The 15,537-nt window shown below is 67.2% G+C and carries 12 protein-coding genes; 5 read left to right on the top strand and 7 right to left on the bottom strand.

Annotated features, from left to right (window positions below; all coding sequences use genetic code 11):
• Nucleotides 1-11: 11 nt before the first annotated feature.
• Nucleotides 12-1,589: a sensor histidine kinase gene (locus BWQ92_RS11960; protein WP_076799760.1), complete on the bottom strand. Its 1,578-nt coding sequence runs from the start codon at nucleotides 1,587-1,589 to the stop codon at nucleotides 12-14.
• 222 nt (nucleotides 1,590-1,811) lie between these two features.
• Here BWQ92_RS11960 and BWQ92_RS11955 point away from each other — a divergent pair, with 222 nt between their 5' ends.
• The 5 genes from BWQ92_RS11955 to BWQ92_RS11935 all read left to right on the top strand — a co-directional run bounded on the left by BWQ92_RS11955 (nucleotide 1,812) and on the right by BWQ92_RS11935 (nucleotide 6,533).
• Complete coding sequence (locus tag BWQ92_RS11955) at nucleotides 1,812-2,822, top strand: Bug family tripartite tricarboxylate transporter substrate binding protein (RefSeq protein WP_076799758.1); 1,011 nt, start codon at nucleotides 1,812-1,814, stop codon at nucleotides 2,820-2,822.
• Nucleotides 2,819-3,322, top strand: coding sequence for a tripartite tricarboxylate transporter TctB family protein (locus tag BWQ92_RS11950; protein ID WP_076799756.1), 504 nt, complete (start codon nucleotides 2,819-2,821; stop codon nucleotides 3,320-3,322). The genes BWQ92_RS11955 and BWQ92_RS11950 overlap by 4 nt, the downstream gene beginning before the upstream one ends.
• Nucleotides 3,323-4,996 carry a tripartite tricarboxylate transporter permease gene (locus BWQ92_RS11945; RefSeq protein WP_076799755.1) on the top strand — a complete coding sequence of 558 codons (1,674 nt, stop codon included), beginning with the start codon at nucleotides 3,323-3,325 and terminating at the stop codon, nucleotides 4,994-4,996.
• Nucleotides 4,993-5,385, top strand: coding sequence for a universal stress protein (locus BWQ92_RS11940; protein WP_076799753.1), 393 nt, complete (start codon nucleotides 4,993-4,995; stop codon nucleotides 5,383-5,385). Before BWQ92_RS11945 ends, BWQ92_RS11940 begins: the two co-directional genes overlap by 4 nt.
• A 185-nt stretch (nucleotides 5,386-5,570) precedes the next feature.
• A complete protein-coding gene (locus BWQ92_RS11935; RefSeq protein ID WP_076799751.1) occupies nucleotides 5,571-6,533 on the top strand; it encodes a D-2-hydroxyacid dehydrogenase family protein in 963 nt (320 codons plus the stop codon).
• 41 nt (nucleotides 6,534-6,574) lie between these two features.
• On the opposite strand, the gene BWQ92_RS23190 is transcribed toward BWQ92_RS11935, so the two are convergent.
• The 6 genes from BWQ92_RS23190 to dnaK all read right to left on the bottom strand — a co-directional run bounded on the left by BWQ92_RS23190 (nucleotide 6,575) and on the right by dnaK (nucleotide 15,424).
• Entirely contained in the window at nucleotides 6,575-8,464 is a 1,890-nt protein-coding gene (locus BWQ92_RS23190) for an HNH endonuclease signature motif containing protein (RefSeq protein ID WP_083706290.1), read from the bottom strand.
• Nucleotides 8,465-8,539: 75 nt separating this feature from the next.
• Nucleotides 8,540-11,245: a PEP/pyruvate-binding domain-containing protein gene (locus tag BWQ92_RS11920; RefSeq protein WP_076799749.1), complete on the bottom strand. Its 2,706-nt coding sequence runs from the start codon at nucleotides 11,243-11,245 to the stop codon at nucleotides 8,540-8,542.
• Nucleotides 11,246-11,374: 129 nt separating this feature from the next.
• Nucleotides 11,375-11,797, bottom strand: coding sequence for a heat shock protein transcriptional repressor HspR (locus tag BWQ92_RS11915; RefSeq protein WP_076803680.1), 423 nt, complete (start codon nucleotides 11,795-11,797; stop codon nucleotides 11,375-11,377).
• Between the two features lie 15 nt (nucleotides 11,798-11,812).
• Nucleotides 11,813-12,790: a DnaJ C-terminal domain-containing protein gene (locus BWQ92_RS11910; RefSeq protein WP_172804281.1), complete on the bottom strand. Its 978-nt coding sequence runs from the start codon at nucleotides 12,788-12,790 to the stop codon at nucleotides 11,813-11,815.
• Between the two features lie 94 nt (nucleotides 12,791-12,884).
• Nucleotides 12,885-13,547 carry a nucleotide exchange factor GrpE gene (locus BWQ92_RS11905; RefSeq protein WP_076799747.1) on the bottom strand — a complete coding sequence of 221 codons (663 nt, stop codon included), beginning with the start codon at nucleotides 13,545-13,547 and terminating at the stop codon, nucleotides 12,885-12,887.
• A gap of 2 nt (nucleotides 13,548-13,549) precedes the next feature.
• Nucleotides 13,550-15,424 (bottom strand): molecular chaperone DnaK, encoded by a 1,875-nt coding sequence (gene dnaK / locus BWQ92_RS11900; protein ID WP_076799745.1) that lies wholly within the window; start codon nucleotides 15,422-15,424, stop codon nucleotides 13,550-13,552.
• Nucleotides 15,425-15,537: the final 113 nt, after the last annotated feature.

Below are 15,537 nucleotides of genomic sequence, written 5' to 3'. Positions count from 1 at the left end.
CATCAGTAGTGCTAAGCATCAGCAGTGCCCTTGCGCATCAGCAGGGCCGTAAACACCGCACCGTGGTCATTCCGCACGGTGAGCCGCCCGCCCCGGCGCTGGCAGACCACCCTGGCGAGCGCCAGGCCATAGCCGCGGCCGCCGTCGGGCGAATTCTTGGTACTGAACCCCTGCCGGAAAATGTCGTCCATGACCTCCGCCGGGACCCCCGGTCCCGAATCCCGCACGTCAACCCGCACACCGCCGTCGTCCTCCCCGATCAGCACCTCGACCCTGGCTTCAGCGGCGCTGGTGACGGCATCGAGTGCGTTGTCCACGAGGTTGCCCACCACCGTGGTGAGATCGCGGGACAGCTCCTCATCCACCCTGCCCAGCCGGGATTCCTCCGCCAGCTGCAGGGACACTCCGCGCTCCGCGGCCAGGCTCGCCTTGGCAATGAGCAGCGCCGCCAGGGCGGGGTCCCCGATCCTGCTGGTCACGTCGTCGTTCAGGCGGGTCCGGTTCGACGTCGTGCCGTTGACGAACTGCACGACGGCGTCATACTCGCCGATCTGGATCAGGCCGGAGATCGTGTGCAGCTGGTTGGCGAACTCGTGCGCCTGCGCGCGGAGGGTGTCCGTCGCGGTGCGCGTGGTGCCCAGCTCGCGCTCCAGGGAGGCCAGTTCAGTCCGGTCGCGCAGAGTGGTGACGGAACCGATCACCCGCCCGTGCGAGCGCATCGGCATCCGGTTCAGCACCACCAGCCGCTCGCCCACCAGGACCAGGCGGTCGGGGCCGGGCTGGTCCTCGGTGAGTACCTCGCGAAGCGCCGGCGGCACCGCAAGGCTCCCCAGATCCTTGCCAACGCAGTCGTGCGGCAGGCCCAGCAGGCTGCGGGCACTGTCGTTGACCACGGTGATGCGCTGCTGCGGGTCCAGCGCCACCACACCCTCCTTGAGCCCGTGCAGCATCGCCTCGCGGTTCTCCACGAGGCCGGTGATCTCGTCCGGCTCCATGCCGAGCGTCTGGCGCTTGACGCGGCGGGCCAGCAGCAGCGAACCCGCCACGCCCAGGACACTCGCCACGCCCAGATACGTCAGCAGGTTCGGGACTGCGTCGCCCAGCCGTTCCAGCACTGACGGGTAGTTCCTGCCGACGACGGCGATCCCCACCATCTTGCCGGCGTCGTTCAGCACCGGCACGTGCGCGGCCACCACTTCCCCGGCCCCGGTCCGGACCACCCCGGTCCACGCCCGCCCGGTCATCACCGCGCTCTCGCCAAGCTCCAGCGGCCGGTCCTCCTGCGACGGGTCCGACGACGTCACCACCGTCCTGTCGGTCCGGGCCAGCGCGACCAGGGAGGACCCCGAGATGGTCCGCACCGCTTCTGCCACGGAGGGAAGCACGGATCCGCTCTGGGGCTGGGCGGCCGGCAGGAGCCTCCGGACAGCGGGGTTGGCTGCCAGCGTTTCGGCGGCCGAAAGGGCCTGGCGGCCCTCAACCCGTTCAAACGCCGCGGCCGACTGGGCCAGCGAGATGGCAACAACGCCCACGAGAACCGCCAGCACGATCAGGAGCTGCAGCCGAAGATACTGCCCCGCAAGGGACATTCCTCGCCGTCGAGTCATGTGCTGCTGTTCTTCCTGTGGGTGCGCGGGTGGGGCTATACCTAACGGTACCGGGCCCGCAACTCCGTTTGCCCCCTTGTGGGAGGGCGGAAACGTGAACGCAATGAACTTAACTTTCTCTGGTTACACAAGCGTGAGCCGCATCACGTTCGGCCCTAGCATCGGAGCACACCGATCAAACGGACCAACGAGAAGAGGAACAACATGCGCGGATTCAGCGCATTGCGCGTCGCGGCCGTCGCTGCAGGCATCGCCCTGATGGCTTCCGGCTGTGGAGCGACAGGCAAGAACGACGCCGGCACCGCCACCACCGGGGCAAGCACCGCACCCCTCACCGGGCTGCGCATCATGGTGCCGAACACTCCCGGCGGCGGCTACGACACCACGGCACGCGCCGCGGCAAAGGTTCTCGAAGACGAGAAGCTGGCCACCAACCCCGAGGTCTTCAACCTCGCCGGCGCCGGCGGCACCGTGGGCCTGGCGCGTGTGGTCAACGAAAAGGGCAACGGCGACCTGGCCATGCTCATGGGCCTCGGCGTAGTCGGCGCCAGCTACACCAACAAGTCCGAGTCGAAGCTGACGGATACCACCCCGCTCGCGAAGCTCATCGAAGAGCCCGGCGCCATCATGGTTTCCAAGGACTCCCCGTACAAGACCATCGATGACCTGGTGACTGCCTGGAAGAAGGACCCGTCCAAGGTCAGCGTCGGCGGCGGCTCCTCGGCGGGCGGCCCCGACCACCTGCTGCCGATGCAGCTTGCCGGTGCCGTGGGCATCGACGCGACCAAGGTCAACTTCGTCTCCTACGACGGCGGCGGGGACCTGCTCCCGGCCATTATCGGCAACAAGCTTGGCTTCGCGGCCTCCGGTGCGGGCGAATACATGCAGCAGATCAAGTCCGGGTCCATCCGCGTCCTGGCAACGAGCGGTGAAAACCGGCTGGAAGGCGTGGACGCCCCCACCCTGAAGGAGTCCAACATCGACCTCGTCTTCACCAACTGGCGCGGTATCGTGGCACCTCCGGGCATCAGCGACGCCGACCGCGACGCATTGATCGCCACGCTGGAGAAGATGCACGAGTCGGCTTCCTGGAAGGAAACCCTGAAGACCCGCGGCTGGACGGACGCCTTTGTCACCGGTGACGAATTCAAGACCTTCCTCACCGAGCAGGACAAGCGGGTCGCCGACGTGCTGACGAAGCTCGGATTGGCGTGACCACCTTGGCCTCCCGCCTCAAAGGCCGCTCCGAGCTGGGCATCGCAGCCCTGCTCGGGGCGGTCGGCGCCCTGGTTCTCATTGACGCAGCGCGCCTGGTTGTGCCGTACTCCCAGTCGGATCCGGTAGGCCCGAAGGCCCTGCCCATCATCGTGGGAGCACTCCTGCTCGTCTGCGCCGTGTTGCTGGCACTGAACGTTCTCCGGGGCGGAAGCGGCGAGGCCGAGGGCGGCGAGGACGTTGACCTGACCCACCCGAGCGACTGGAAGACCGTCCTCCCCCTGGCCGGCGCCTTCATCGCCAATATCCTGCTGATCGACTGGGCCGGTTGGGTCATCTCCGGAACGGTGCTCTTCTGGGGCAGCGTCTGGGCGCTGGGAAGCCGGCACTACATCCGCGACGGACTGATCTCCGTGGCCCTGGCGCTCCTGACCTTCTACGGCTTCTACCTCGGCCTGGGCATCGCCCTTCCCGCCGGTCTCCTTGAAGGGATTCTCTAGATGGACATCCTGTCCTCACTCATGGACGGGTTCGCGACGGCGCTGACCCCCATGAACCTCCTGTACGCCCTGATCGGCGTTATCCTGGGCACCGCCGTCGGCGTTCTGCCCGGCATCGGCCCGGCCATGACGGTGGCGCTGCTGCTTCCGGTGGCCACCGTCCTCGAACCGACCAGCGCGTTCATCATGTTTGCCGGCATCTACTACGGCGGCATGTTCGGCGGCTCCACCACCTCCATCCTGCTCAACACCCCCGGCGAATCGTCCTCGGTGATCACTGCCATCGAGGGCAACCTCATGGCCAAGGCCGGCCGGGCCGCACAGGCACTGGCGACGGCGGCCATCGGCTCGTTCGTCGCCGGCGCCATCGGCACCACGCTTCTTGTGGTCTTCGCGCCGACTGTGGTCCAGTTCGCCGTGAGCCTCGGCTCGCCGAGCTACTTCGCCATCATGGTCCTGGCCCTGCTGGCCGTCACCGCGGTCCTGGGCTCCTCCCGGCTGCGCGGCTTCGCGTCCCTCGGGCTGGGCCTGGCGATCGGCCTCGTCGGCCTCGACATCGTCTCCGGGCAGGCCCGCCTCACCTTCGGCCTGCCGCTGCTTTCCGACGGCCTCGACGTCGTCGTCGTCGCCGTGGCGATCTTCGCCGTGGGTGAAGCCCTGTGGGTGGCGGCGCACCTGCGCCGCACGCCGCTGGAGATCATCCCTGTCGGCACACCGTGGATGGGCAAGAAGGACTGGAAGCGGTCCTGGAAGCCGTGGCTGCGCGGCACAGCTTTCGGATTCCCGTTCGGCGCACTGCCCGCCGGCGGGGCCGAGATCCCCACGTTCCTCTCCTATGTGACGGAGAAGCGGCTCTCCAAGCACCCCGAGGAGTTCGGCAAGGGCGCCATTGAAGGTGTCGCCGGTCCTGAGGCCGCCAACAATGCCGCCGCGGCGGGCACCCTGACCCCGATGCTGGCCCTTGGCCTGCCGACCAACGCCACCGCCGCTGTCATGCTTGCGGCGTTCGTACAGTTCGGCATCCAGCCCGGACCGCTCCTGTTTGAAAACGAAGGCCCGCTGGTCTGGGCACTGATTGCCAGCCTGTTCATCGGCAACTTCCTGCTGCTGCTGGTCAACCTTCCCCTGGCCCCGGTCTGGGCGAAGCTGCTCCGGCTGCCGCGCCCTTACCTGTACGCCGGCATCCTCTTCTTCGCCACGCTGGGCGCCTACTCGGTGAACCTTCAGGCGTTCGACCTGGCGATCCTGCTGGTGCTCGGTGCGCTGGGCTTCCTGATGCGCCGTTACGGCCTGCCGGTCCTGCCGCTGATCCTCGGCGTGATCCTCGGACCCCGCCTGGAGAAGCAGCTGCGTCAGACGCTCCAGCTGAGCGCCGGCGACGTCTCCGGGCTGTGGAGCGAGCCGATCGCCGTCGTGGTCTACATCATCGTGGCGCTCGTGCTCCTCTGGCCGTTCCTGTTCAAGATGTGGCGTCGCCTGCGGCCGCAGCCTGCGGGATTTGCGGCCACCGGCGGACCCGCTGTTGCCGGGCCTGCTGTTGCCGGGCCTGCTGTTGCCGGGCCTGCTGCCGGACCGGCTGCCGCACCAGGTGTTGAGGGCCCTGCCGAGGCCAAAGACCGCTCGGACAGCACCCATGCCAACCACGGAGTCAACCACGGACAGGAGAAATCGTGAGCATCATTGTCGGCTACGTTCCCACGGCCGAGGGCACCGCAGCCCTGGACCGGGCCATCACCGAGGCGCAGAAGAGCCAAAGCCGCCTGGTCGTCATCAACTCCTCGCGCGGCGACGCCATCGTGGACAAGCGGTATGCCCAGGCCGCGGACATCAACGAGGTGACGGCACGGCTGGAAAAGGAAGGCATTGAGCACCTGGTGCTGCAGCCGGTGCGTGGCAATGATGCGGCTAACGAGGTGCTGGAGGCCGCGGAGAAGTACCGGGCCGATCTCATCGTGATCGGCCTCCGGAAGCGGACCCCGGTTGGAAAGCTGATCATGGGCAGCACGGCCCAGCAGATTTTGCTGGAGGCATCCTGCCCGGTGCTGGCCGTCAAGGCGAGCTGAGCTCACCCGGCTAGTTTTCCCGGCTGGCTAGGCTCCCCGGCCAGCCAGGCTCCCCGGCCGACTCACGCCGACCCGGAACCCTTACCAGTTACTACTCGACTAGCCTCAGGAGGTAGGGGCCCGCACCAGCGGGTTCCTGCCTCCTTGGTTTAGGCGCAGGTCTCATTTCACGGCAGAAGGACAGCATGCACAAGCTCGCGATTCTTGACGATTACCAGCACGTGGCCCACAGCTTCGCCGACTGGAGTTCCCTCCAACACCGCGGCGTCGCCGTCACGGTGTTCAACCAGCACCTGGCCACAGAGGCGGAGGTTGTGGATGCGCTGCGGGACACCGACATCATCATTGCCATGCGGGAGCGGACACCGTTTCCCGGCCGGATCCTCGAGAAGCTGCCGAAGCTGAAACTGCTGGTCACCACCGGCGCCGCCAATGCCTCGATCGACGTGGAGGCAGCAGCCCGGCTGGGGATCACGGTTTCCGGAACGGGAGGCTCCCCCACAGCTGCGCCTGAACTGACGTGGGCGCTACTGCTGGCGTTTGCCCGGAATCTGACGCAGGAGGAGGCCGCACTGCGCGGCGGGCGGTGGCAGACCGGCGTCGGCTTCGAGCTGTCCGGCAAGACGCTTGGAATTGTGGGGTTGGGAAAGATTGGGACCCGCATGGCCGGCTACGGCCGCGCCTTCGGGATGGAGGTGCTGGCCTGGAGCCAGAACCTCACCGAGGAAGCGGCTGCGGCCGCAGGTGCCCGGAAAGTGGGCAAGGATGAGCTGTTCCGGGAGTCCGACGTCGTGTCCCTCCATTTGCGGTTGTCGGCGCGTTCTGAGGGAACGGTAGGTGAACGTGAGCTGCGGCTGCTTGGTCCCGACGGCGTGCTGGTGAATACCGCCCGCGGTCCCCTGGTGGACCAGCGGGCGCTGGTGACTGCGCTCCACGAGGGATGGATCCGCGGGGCGGCGCTCGACGTGTTCGACCAGGAGCCCCTACCGGCCGGCCATCCCCTGCTGAGTGCGCCCCGGACCCTGCTGGCCCCGCACCTGGGATACGTCACCGATGCCAGTTACCGGGCGTTCTTCGGCGGCGCGCTCGAGGACGTGGCGGCATGGCTGGACGGCTCCCCGATCCGGACGCTGGCACCGACACCGTAGAAAGCTGGCACCATCGAAGGCTGGCGAAGAAGAAGGCTGCCTTAGTAGAAGGCTGGCGCCCGGGCAACTGCTGGCCAGGCAGGGCTTGCTGAACGCCGCTGGTAAGTAGCCAGCAGAATCCGCGGCACTTGCCTAGGCTGCGCTGCGGCCGGTGGAGGCCAGCTAGGCCGTTCACGGACGGGATCGAGAGGCAGGGGCGGGCCAAGGTCCTTGGCCACGTCCGGCTGGAAGCTATCGGGCGCGGAGTTGCCCAGCCTAAAGTTCTCCGGCTCAAAGTTGTCCGGCCCAAAGTTGCCCGGGTCAGAGCTGTTCGGGTCAAAGTTGCCCGGCCAAAAGTTGCCCGGGTTAAAGTTCTCCGGCCCAAAGTTGCCCGGGTCAGAGTCGCCCGGCCCGAAGTTGCCCGGGTCAAAGCTCTCCGGCCAGGTGGGTGGTTCCCAGTCCTGATACTCGGCTCGGTTGGACCGCCCGGCGGGTGAGATCCAGCCGGGCGGGTTGTCGCGGGTGGCGTCGACCGGTCGCCATGCCGTGGCGTGTTTCAGTCTGTGGTGTTTGGGGCAGGGTTGGCCGAGGTTGGCGACGCCGGTGCCGCCGCCGTCGGCCCAGGAGAGGACGTGGTCGGCGTCGTTGTCCAGGGAATGGTTGTTGCAGTTGGGGAAGGTGCATTTGGCGTCCCTCAGGCGTAGCCATTGGCGCATGGGTTTGGTGAGCCGGTAGGTGGTGCGGCCGATCTCCAGTGGCGCCCCGTCCCGCGGGTCGACCAGGACCCGGAAGAACGACGTTGCGCCGTCGGCGACGAGCCGACGGGCCATGGACGCCGGGATCGGCCCGTACCCGTCGAGTGTGGCGGGCTCGTCGGTGCGGCCGAGCAGCGAGAACACCGGAACTGTGACCAGCACCTGGGCCTGCGGGGACGGCACGTCGCCAGCCAGCACATCGCCAGGCTGCACGTCGCCAGCCAGCGGATCTCCAGCGAGGATGGAGCCAGTTATCACCTCACCGTCCGGGACACTGCCTGGGGACGGGGATCCTGCTGCGTGTCCGGAGCCTGCCGGCGAACCATCTATTCCGTCTATTGCGCCGGCCCCGTGGCTTGGTTTGAGCAGCCAGGTGGAAAAGAGATCGGCCCGGAGCTGGCTGAGGGTTCGGGTTTCGTTAGGCCTTTGAAGCGCACGCGCCCCGGCAGTGGTCCGGTTCCAGATCCCGGTGGCCTGGTCCGCGGGCAGGTACGCCGAGAACCAGGCCATGCCGTCCCGGTCCGGCCGGAATTCCAGCCGCCGGTCCTTCACGCTCTTGAAGTGCCGTTTTTCGATGCTGTCCTGATGATGCCGTTCCCGCCAAGACCGGGCCTTGGCCCGGAATCTCGCCGGTGCCAGCTCTCCGGCAAAGCAGCCCCTGGCCGCGTTGGGAGCATCAGGATCCAGGAAGTGGGCCTCGAACGCTGCGGCCGCTTCAGGTGACAGCCCTTCGGTCTCATCGCACATGATCCGTGCGTGCTGCCACGAAATGCGGCCCAGCTGCAGCGCGGCAAGTGTCATCGGCCGTTCCCTGGTCAGCATGTCCGATTCAACCAGCAGCCGTTCGGCAGCGCCTTCGCTAATGGTCAGCGCGCCGGCCACCTCCGCCCTCACGGCCATCTGCCGAACGGCCGCGTCCTGCGGGCTGCCAACCGGGACTGCCATCGCCGCGTCCGCCGTGACGTACCCGGCAGCAAGCTCCACCTTCACAGCCGCAAGCCGGGCCTCCATCCCGGCCACCCCGCTCAAACCGTCCAGGAATGCAGTCGCCTGCTCCCCAAGAGGGTCAACGGGATCCGGCTCGAAACCAGCGCCAGCCGCACCCGGGTCAGCGGCCCTCCGGACCTTGGCAGCCATCGCCAACGCCGAGGCACCAATAGCCTCCAACGCCTCCGCAGCAGCCGTGCCGTTCTCCATACGAAGAGCTTGCCACTGGCCTGGGGGAAAAACGACGCTGCATAAGGTCTATGTGGAAAACTCACTTCGGATGCCCTACGGGGCACCGGAACCGTCGAGCGTAACCGTGCCGGCGTCGCCGTCGACCTTAACCTGCTGTCCGCTGGACACTCGCTGGGTGGCCACGCCCGTTCCCAGAACGGCGGGAATGCCGTACTCGCGGGCGACGATTGAGCTGTGGCTCAGCGGGCCGCCAACGTCCGTGACCACCCCTGACGCCATGGCAAACAGCGGCGTCCACGCGGGCGTGGTCATGCGCGCCACCAGCACCTCGCCCGGCCGCATGGTGGCGAAGTCGTCAGGACCGTGCAGCAGCCGCGCCGGTGCGCTCACCTGCCCAGAGCTCGCGCCGACGCCGGTAATGACGTCCCCGGCCCGCTGCACCGTACGCGCCGGCATCATGCTGCCGAATGCCCGCTCCATCCATCGGCTCTCGGGCAGGAGCTGCGGGGCGGCGGCCTTCCGCTGCCCCCGCCATAGCATCTTGCGCTGCTCAACGGCCTCCCCCAGCGCCGGCCGGTCCACGCCGGTGATCGCTGCGCCGGGCGCGGCCAGGCCAAAGTCGGTGGCATTGCGGAGTTCCTCGAGGCGGAGCCAGAAGATGTCAGCCGGCGCGGCGATGACGCCCGAGGCGGTGAGCCGCTCCCCCAGCTCCAGCAGCATCCGTCTCATCAGCGGCCAGGCGAGTCCGACGTCGGCCAGTGCGTCTTCCCGGACCGGTGCCGCTGTCTGCGCCCACCGCAGCAGCCGGCGGAAAACGGCCCGACGGCGGGGACCCAGCCGGGCGCTGATCAGCCGGGCCTGCTCCGCCCGCCGGTCGGCTGAGGATTGCTGGCGCTGGTGCGGGTCCTTGCCCTGTCCCCGCACGAAGTACCGCAGGGTCTCCAGCAGCGCGGAGGGATCATCGGCCGGCACAGGGTTGACGAAGTCAAGGTTGTAGACGGCATGCCCGTAACGGTCCAAGTGCCGCTGGAGACGGGAACGCCACTCCTCCCACTGTCCCGGATCCACGTTGGGGACGCCGTCCGCGCCTGCGGGAGGCGTGCCGCTGCGGAGGGCCTCGGCGATGTCGGCCCCTGATCCTTCCGTGACGGCGGCTGCAAGCTGTGGCCGCTCGCGGGTCCAGACCGCCAGGTCGTAAAGTGATTTCTCCGCCCGGATCGGCTCGCTGTCGTAGCCGAGGAGGAATACCTCCGCGGACGGGTCACCGGGCCGCCGGACGAGCTTGTCGTAGTAGCTGCGGAACATGATCTCGCTGGTAGCGGCGATGGGGATGATGGACTGCACCGCCGTGTAGTAGGCGGCGCCGGCGTCCAGCAGCGCGGAAATGCCCTCCAGCAGCTCAGGGGCCGGACGGTCCGACGGCGGTTTGGCCGCCCAGAATTTCACGGTCCCGCGGTACTTGGGGTGCGAGTGCTCCCGCCAGCCTTTGATTCCCATATTGGCCTTGCCCTGGGCGAGTGCCCGCATGGCCGTCAGCGACTGGCCCATGACCCGCCGCATTCCTGAGTTGCTGTAGTAGTAGTAGGCGTAGCCGTTGACGGTGGGCAGCGAGACGTCGCCGGGCCGCACCACGTTCTTGCCGAACGCCTCGCCCAGCAGCGCGTTTAGGGACCTCACCACGGCGCCGTCAATCAGGTCGGCAAACAGGGGCGACAACGGATCCGGCAACTGCTCCACGATGCTGGCGCGGAAGTACATCCCGTTCGGATAAGGCAGCGGCCATTCCGTCGGGGCCTCGTCCGAGGGCTCGGGGAGTGCGGTGATCGGACGGGCCTGCAGGATAAAGAATTCGCCTGCCGCCTGCGCCCACTCGATGTCCTGGGACACCCCGAAATGCTGAGCTATGGCCGTTCCCTGGCGGGCCAGCGCGGCAGCCGCACCGTCGTCGAGCACTGGCGCACGGCGCTTCTCTTCGGGCACGGGCTGCTCAGTGGTGCCGGTCCCGCTGTAGACCGTCATCACGTCCTTCTCCGCCGTCCGGCGCCGGACCACCTTGCCCGTGGCTGAATCCACCACGACGTCGTCGGTGGTGACGGCCCCGCTGACCACGGATTCACCCAGCCCCCAGGCGGCGCTGATCACCGCCTGGTCACGGCGGCCGGTGGCGGGATTGGCGGTGAACAGGACACCGGCGGCATCGGCGTCGACCATCTCCTGGATCACGACGGCGAGGCGCACGGTGGATGGATCGATGCCGTTCCGTGAGCGGTAGGCCATGGCGCGGGCATTCCACAGGGAGGCCCAGCAGTCGATGACGGCAGCGGCGACGGCCTCTGGCCCGGCGACGTTCAGGTAAGTGTCCTGCTGCCCGGCGAAGCTGGCGGAGGCGAGGTCCTCTGCAGTGGCCGAGGAGCGCACTGCCACCCGCGCCCCGTCGCTGGACTGTATGCCCGCATCTTCTCCTGTTGCGGCCATATGCTGACCCAACCGCAGGTAGGCTGCCCGAAGTTCACCGCTGATCTCCCCGGGCAACGTGCCCTCGGCGAAAAGCGTCCGGATCTGCCGTGCGGCGGTCTCGTAGTCGTCGTTTGAAGCACCGGCGGGAAGGGCCGCGAGTTCGAGGATGCGGCCGGCGATGCCGTTGGCGTTGACGAAGTCCTGGTAGGCCGCGGTGGTGAGCACGAAGCCCGCCGGCACCGGAAAGCCGGCCCGGGCCAGCTCGCCGAGGTTGGCTCCCTTGCCGCCCGCCTCCTTCAGATCGCCGCGTCCCAGCTGGTCAAAGTCCTTGATATAGGTCATGACCCTGCGTCCCTTCTGCCGGGGAGCCGGGACCGCGACATTGCGGTTGCTGGGCCCGTCCCGGTGCTGCACCCTATTTTTGGCACAGCACCCAGTTCTGGCAATGGGCAGCGGCTCAGCCAGGAATTATTAGGCGTCGCCCCGGGGCCGCCACACCACGACTGCCTGCGAACGCGGCCGGGGGCGCTGGCCCCGTGCCAGGCTCACCACATCACCGGCGGTGCCGGCGGCGAAGATGCGGGATTCCAGCGGCTCACGACGGCGGGCCAGTTCCTCGCTGAGTTCGGTCACCCGGTGCTGCAGTGCAGCCACCTGGTTTTCCAGTTCAAGGATGCGCTTGATCCCCTCGAGCGAAACGCCCTCATGGGACAGCCTTTGCACCTCGCGGAGCCGGTTCACGTCCCGCTGGGAGTACCTGCGGGATTTGCCCGGCGCCCGGCTGGGCGAGACGATGCCCAGCCGGTCGTACTGGCGGAGGGTCTGCGGGTGCATGTCGGCGAGCTCGGCGACCACCGAGATGACGAAGATCGGCTGATCGAAATTGATGTCCACGGCCGGCACCTGTCGCTAAAGCCGGGCCTTGGCTGCCAGGCCCTGCCGGACGTCCGCGCCGTTGGTTGCGGCGGCGAATGCTTTCACGGCCTCCTCGGCTTCCTTGCTCAGGTTCTGCGGAACTGCGACGTCGATCGTCACCAGCAGGTCGCCGGTGGCCTTCGACGTCTTGACGCCGCGGCCCTTCACCCGGAGCGTGCGCCCCGACGGGGTGCCGGCGGGAACGCGCATGCGGACGTGCTCGCCGTCGATCGTCGGAACCTCGATGTCGGCGCCCAAAGCAGCTTCGGGGAAGCTGACGGGCACATGGATCCGGAGGTTGTCGCCGTCGCGCGTGTAAAAGTCATGGGGCTTGACGTTGACGGTGACCAGGAGATCGCCGTTGCCCGCCGGGCCGTATTGGCCCTTGCCGCGGACGCGCACCTTCTGGCCGTCCTTGATGCCCGCCGGCACCCGGACGTCGATGACCTCGCCGTCGGGTTCGCGCAGCCCGATGGTGGTGCCGCGGATGGATCCGGCGAAGGAGATGCTGGTACTGGCCGTCCGGTCGGCGCCCTTCTGCGGTGCGCGCTGGTAACCGGCCGGGCCACCGCCGAAGCCGCCGCCGAACAGGTCTGCGAATTCGGGCGGAACTCCGCCGGCGGTGCTGAACCCGCCGGAGTGACGGCCGCCGCCACCGGTGAAGAGGCCGCCGAAGAGGTCTTCGAAGCCGCCGTTCGCCGTGCTTCCCGCACCGTGCGGGGCAAACCGCGCGCCGCCGCCCATTGCCCGGATGGCGTCGTACTGCTGCCGCTCGTCCGGATCGGACAGCACAGAGTAAGCCTCGGAAATGTCCTTGAACTTCTTCTCCGCAGCAGTGTCCCCGGAGTTCGTATCAGGGTGGTACTGCCGGGCGAGCTTCCGGTAAGCCTTCTTAATGTCAGCGTCGGAAGCGTCCTTGGCAACACCAAGGATCTTATAGAAGTCCTTGTCCACCCAGTCCTGGCTAGCCAATGGCGTTTCCTTTCAAAAATCTGAGCCGAGATGGCAGTTCACGGCAATGTCCCTTCGAATCACTGCCGCGAACTGCCATCTCGATGGGGTAATGCTAGGCCGGCACCGCGACGATGACCTGTGCCGCGCGGAGGACCCGCTCACCTGACTTGTAGCCGGAGCGGAGCACCTGGCTGACGGTATCAACCTCGATGTCCTCGCCGGGCTGCTGGATGAGGGCCTCGTGGATGGTCGGATCGAACTCCACGCCGGTCTCATCGATGCGGCTCAGGCCGTACGTCTTCAGCGCGTTCTCCAGCTTGGTGGCGATCGCGGCAAACGGGCCGTCTGCGAGGTCACCGTGCTGGCGGGCGGCGTCGACGTCGTCCAGCACCGGGAGCAGGGAGTTCAGGACGCCGATGACGGCCATCTCCCCTGCCACGGCGCGGTCGCGTTCAACGCGCTTGCGGTAGTTGACGTACTCGGCCTGCAGGCGAAGGAGGTCGTTCTTCAGCTCCGCCGCCGCGGCGGCTTCGGTCCCCTGCGCCACGGATTCCTCGGCGGGCACCTCGACCTGGTTGAGGATTTCCTCAGCCTGGGCGAGGGCGTCGCCGTCGGAATCCGCCGATGCGGCGGAGGCTGCCTGCTCACCCTGCGGGTGGCGGGCCTCCCCGGTCACCGGGTCCACCTTGCGGTGGTCCCGGATGACCGGTTCGTCGCGGTTGCTGCCCTGGTCTCGGGAAGAGTTGTGCTCTTCTTCGTTACCGTGATGCGGCATGGTTACTTCTTCTCTTCTTCGTCGACGATCTCGGCGTCGACGATGTCTTCATCTGAAGAAGAGCCCGTCTTGCCGCCGGCAGGGGCACCTTCAGCACCTGCAGCGCCGGTGGCGCCGTCCGGGGAACCAGCCTGCGCGTAGATGGCCTCGCCGAGCTTGGTCTGGGAAGCCTGCAGCTTCTCAAACGCGGACTTCACTGCGGCGTCGTCGGTGCCTTCGAGGGCCTTCTTGAGGGCGTCGACGTCGGCCTGGACCTCGGTCTTGACCTCTTCCGGCAGCTTGTCGCTGTTGTCAGCGATCAGCTTGTCCACGGAGTAGGCGAGCTGCTCGGCGGTGTTCCGGGTGTCGGTGGCCTCGCGGCGTGCCTTGTCCTCGGCTGCGTGCTCCTCGGCATCCTTGACCATGCGGTCGATGTCTTCCTTGGAGAGCGCGGTGCCGCCGGTGATGGTCATGGACTGTTCCTTGCCGGTGCCCTTGTCCTTCGCGGAGACGTGCACAATGCCGTTGGCGTCGATGTCGAAGGTGACCTCGACCTGCGGGACGCCGCGCGGAGCCGGAGCGATGCCGGTCAGTTCGAACGTGCCCAGCGGCTTGTTGTCGCGGGTGAACTCACGCTCGCCCTGGAAGACCTGGATGGCCACGGACGGCTGGTTGTCGTCAGCGGTGGTGAAGGTCTCGGACCGCTTGGTGGGGATGGCCGTGTTGCGCTCGATCAGGTGCGTCATGACGCCGCCCTTGGTTTCGATGCCCAGCGACAGCGGGGTGACGTCGATCAGGAGGACGTCCTTGCGCTCACCCTTCAGCACACCGGCCTGCAGGGCTGCCCCAACGGCCACAACCTCATCCGGGTTGACGCCCTTGTTGGGCTCCTTGCCGCCGGCCAGTTCCTTCACGAGCTCGGAGACGGCGGGCATGCGGGTGGAGCCACCGACGAGCACGATGTGGTCGATGTCGGAAAGCTTGATGCCGGCTTCCTTGATGACGTCGTGGAACGGCTTCTTGGTGCGCTCGAGCAGGTCCTTGGTCAGGTCCTGGAACTTGGCGCGGGTCAGCTGCTCGTCCAGGTGGACCGGGCCGTCCGGGGTGACGGAGAGGTACTGGAGCGAGACGTTGGTGCTGGTGGAGGAGGAGAGTTCCTTCTTGGCCTGCTCGGCAGCTTCGCGGAGACGCTGCAGGGCGATCTTGTCCTTGGACAGGTCGATGCCCTTGACCTTGAGCTGGTTCAGCAGGTACTCGACGACGCGGTTGTCCCAGTCGTCACCGCCGAGGCGGTTGTCACCGGCGGTGGCGCGGACCTGGATGGTGGAGAAGTCGTCCTCGTCCTTGCCGACTTCCAGCAGGGAGACGTCGAACGTGCCGCCGCCGAGGTCGAAGACCAGGATGAGTTCGTCTTCCTTGCCCTTGTCCAGGCCGTAGGCCAGGGCGGCCGCGGTGGGCTCGTTGACGATGCGCAGGACGTTCAGGCCGGCGATTTCGCCGGCTTCCTTGGTGGCCTGGCGCTCGGCGTCGTTGAAGTAGGCGGGAACGGTGATCACGGCGTCGGTGACCTTTTCACCGAGGTAGGACTCGGCGTCGTTCTTCAGCTTCATCAGGACACGGGCGGAGATTTCCTGGGCCGTGTACTTCTTGCCATCGATGTCGACCTTCCAGTCCGTGCCCATGTGGCGCTTGACGGAGGCGATGGTGCGCTCGATGTTGTTGACTGCCTGGCGCTTGGCGATTTCGCCCACCAGGACCTCGCCGGACTTGGAGAACGCAACGACCGACGGCGTGGTGCGGCCACCCTCGGCGTTGGCAATAACGGTGGGCTCGCCACCTTCAAGAACGGAGACAACGGAGTTGGTGGTTCCGAGGTCGATACCTACTGCACGTGACATGTGTTGCTTCCTTCTTTCCTTGGAAACTTGGGGTTCGCCCACTCCTTGAGCGATCTGCACTCAACTTTACTCAGCCCGGAATTTAAGTCAATCCGAAGTTGAGTGCAGTACGC

The sequence above is a fragment of the Arthrobacter sp. QXT-31 genome (assembly GCF_001969265.1).
Taxonomy (GTDB): Bacteria; Actinomycetota; Actinomycetes; order Actinomycetales; family Micrococcaceae; genus Arthrobacter.
Note: the sequence above shows the minus strand (reverse complement) of the source record. Positions and strands in the feature narration are given on the sequence as shown.

Bases quoted from the DNA above. Each gene is read 5' to 3' on its own strand.
- BWQ92_RS11960 (WP_076799760.1), bottom strand. From the start codon at position 1,589: ATGTCCCTTGCGGGGCAGTATCTTCGGCTGCAGCTCCTGATCGTGCTG.
- BWQ92_RS11955 (WP_076799758.1), top strand. From the start codon at position 1,812: ATGCGCGGATTCAGCGCATTGCGCGTCGCGGCCGTCGCTGCAGGCATC.
- BWQ92_RS11945 (WP_076799755.1), top strand. From the start codon at position 3,323: ATGGACATCCTGTCCTCACTCATGGACGGGTTCGCGACGGCGCTGACC.
- BWQ92_RS11935 (WP_076799751.1), top strand. From the start codon at position 5,571: ATGCACAAGCTCGCGATTCTTGACGATTACCAGCACGTGGCCCACAGC.
- BWQ92_RS23190 (WP_083706290.1), bottom strand. From the start codon at position 8,464: ATGGAGAACGGCACGGCTGCTGCGGAGGCGTTGGAGGCTATTGGTGCC.
- BWQ92_RS11920 (WP_076799749.1), bottom strand. From the start codon at position 11,245: ATGACCTATATCAAGGACTTTGACCAGCTGGGACGCGGCGATCTGAAG.
- BWQ92_RS11905 (WP_076799747.1), bottom strand. From the start codon at position 13,547: ATGCCGCATCACGGTAACGAAGAAGAGCACAACTCTTCCCGAGACCAG.
- dnaK (WP_076799745.1), bottom strand. From the start codon at position 15,424: ATGTCACGTGCAGTAGGTATCGACCTCGGAACCACCAACTCCGTTGTC.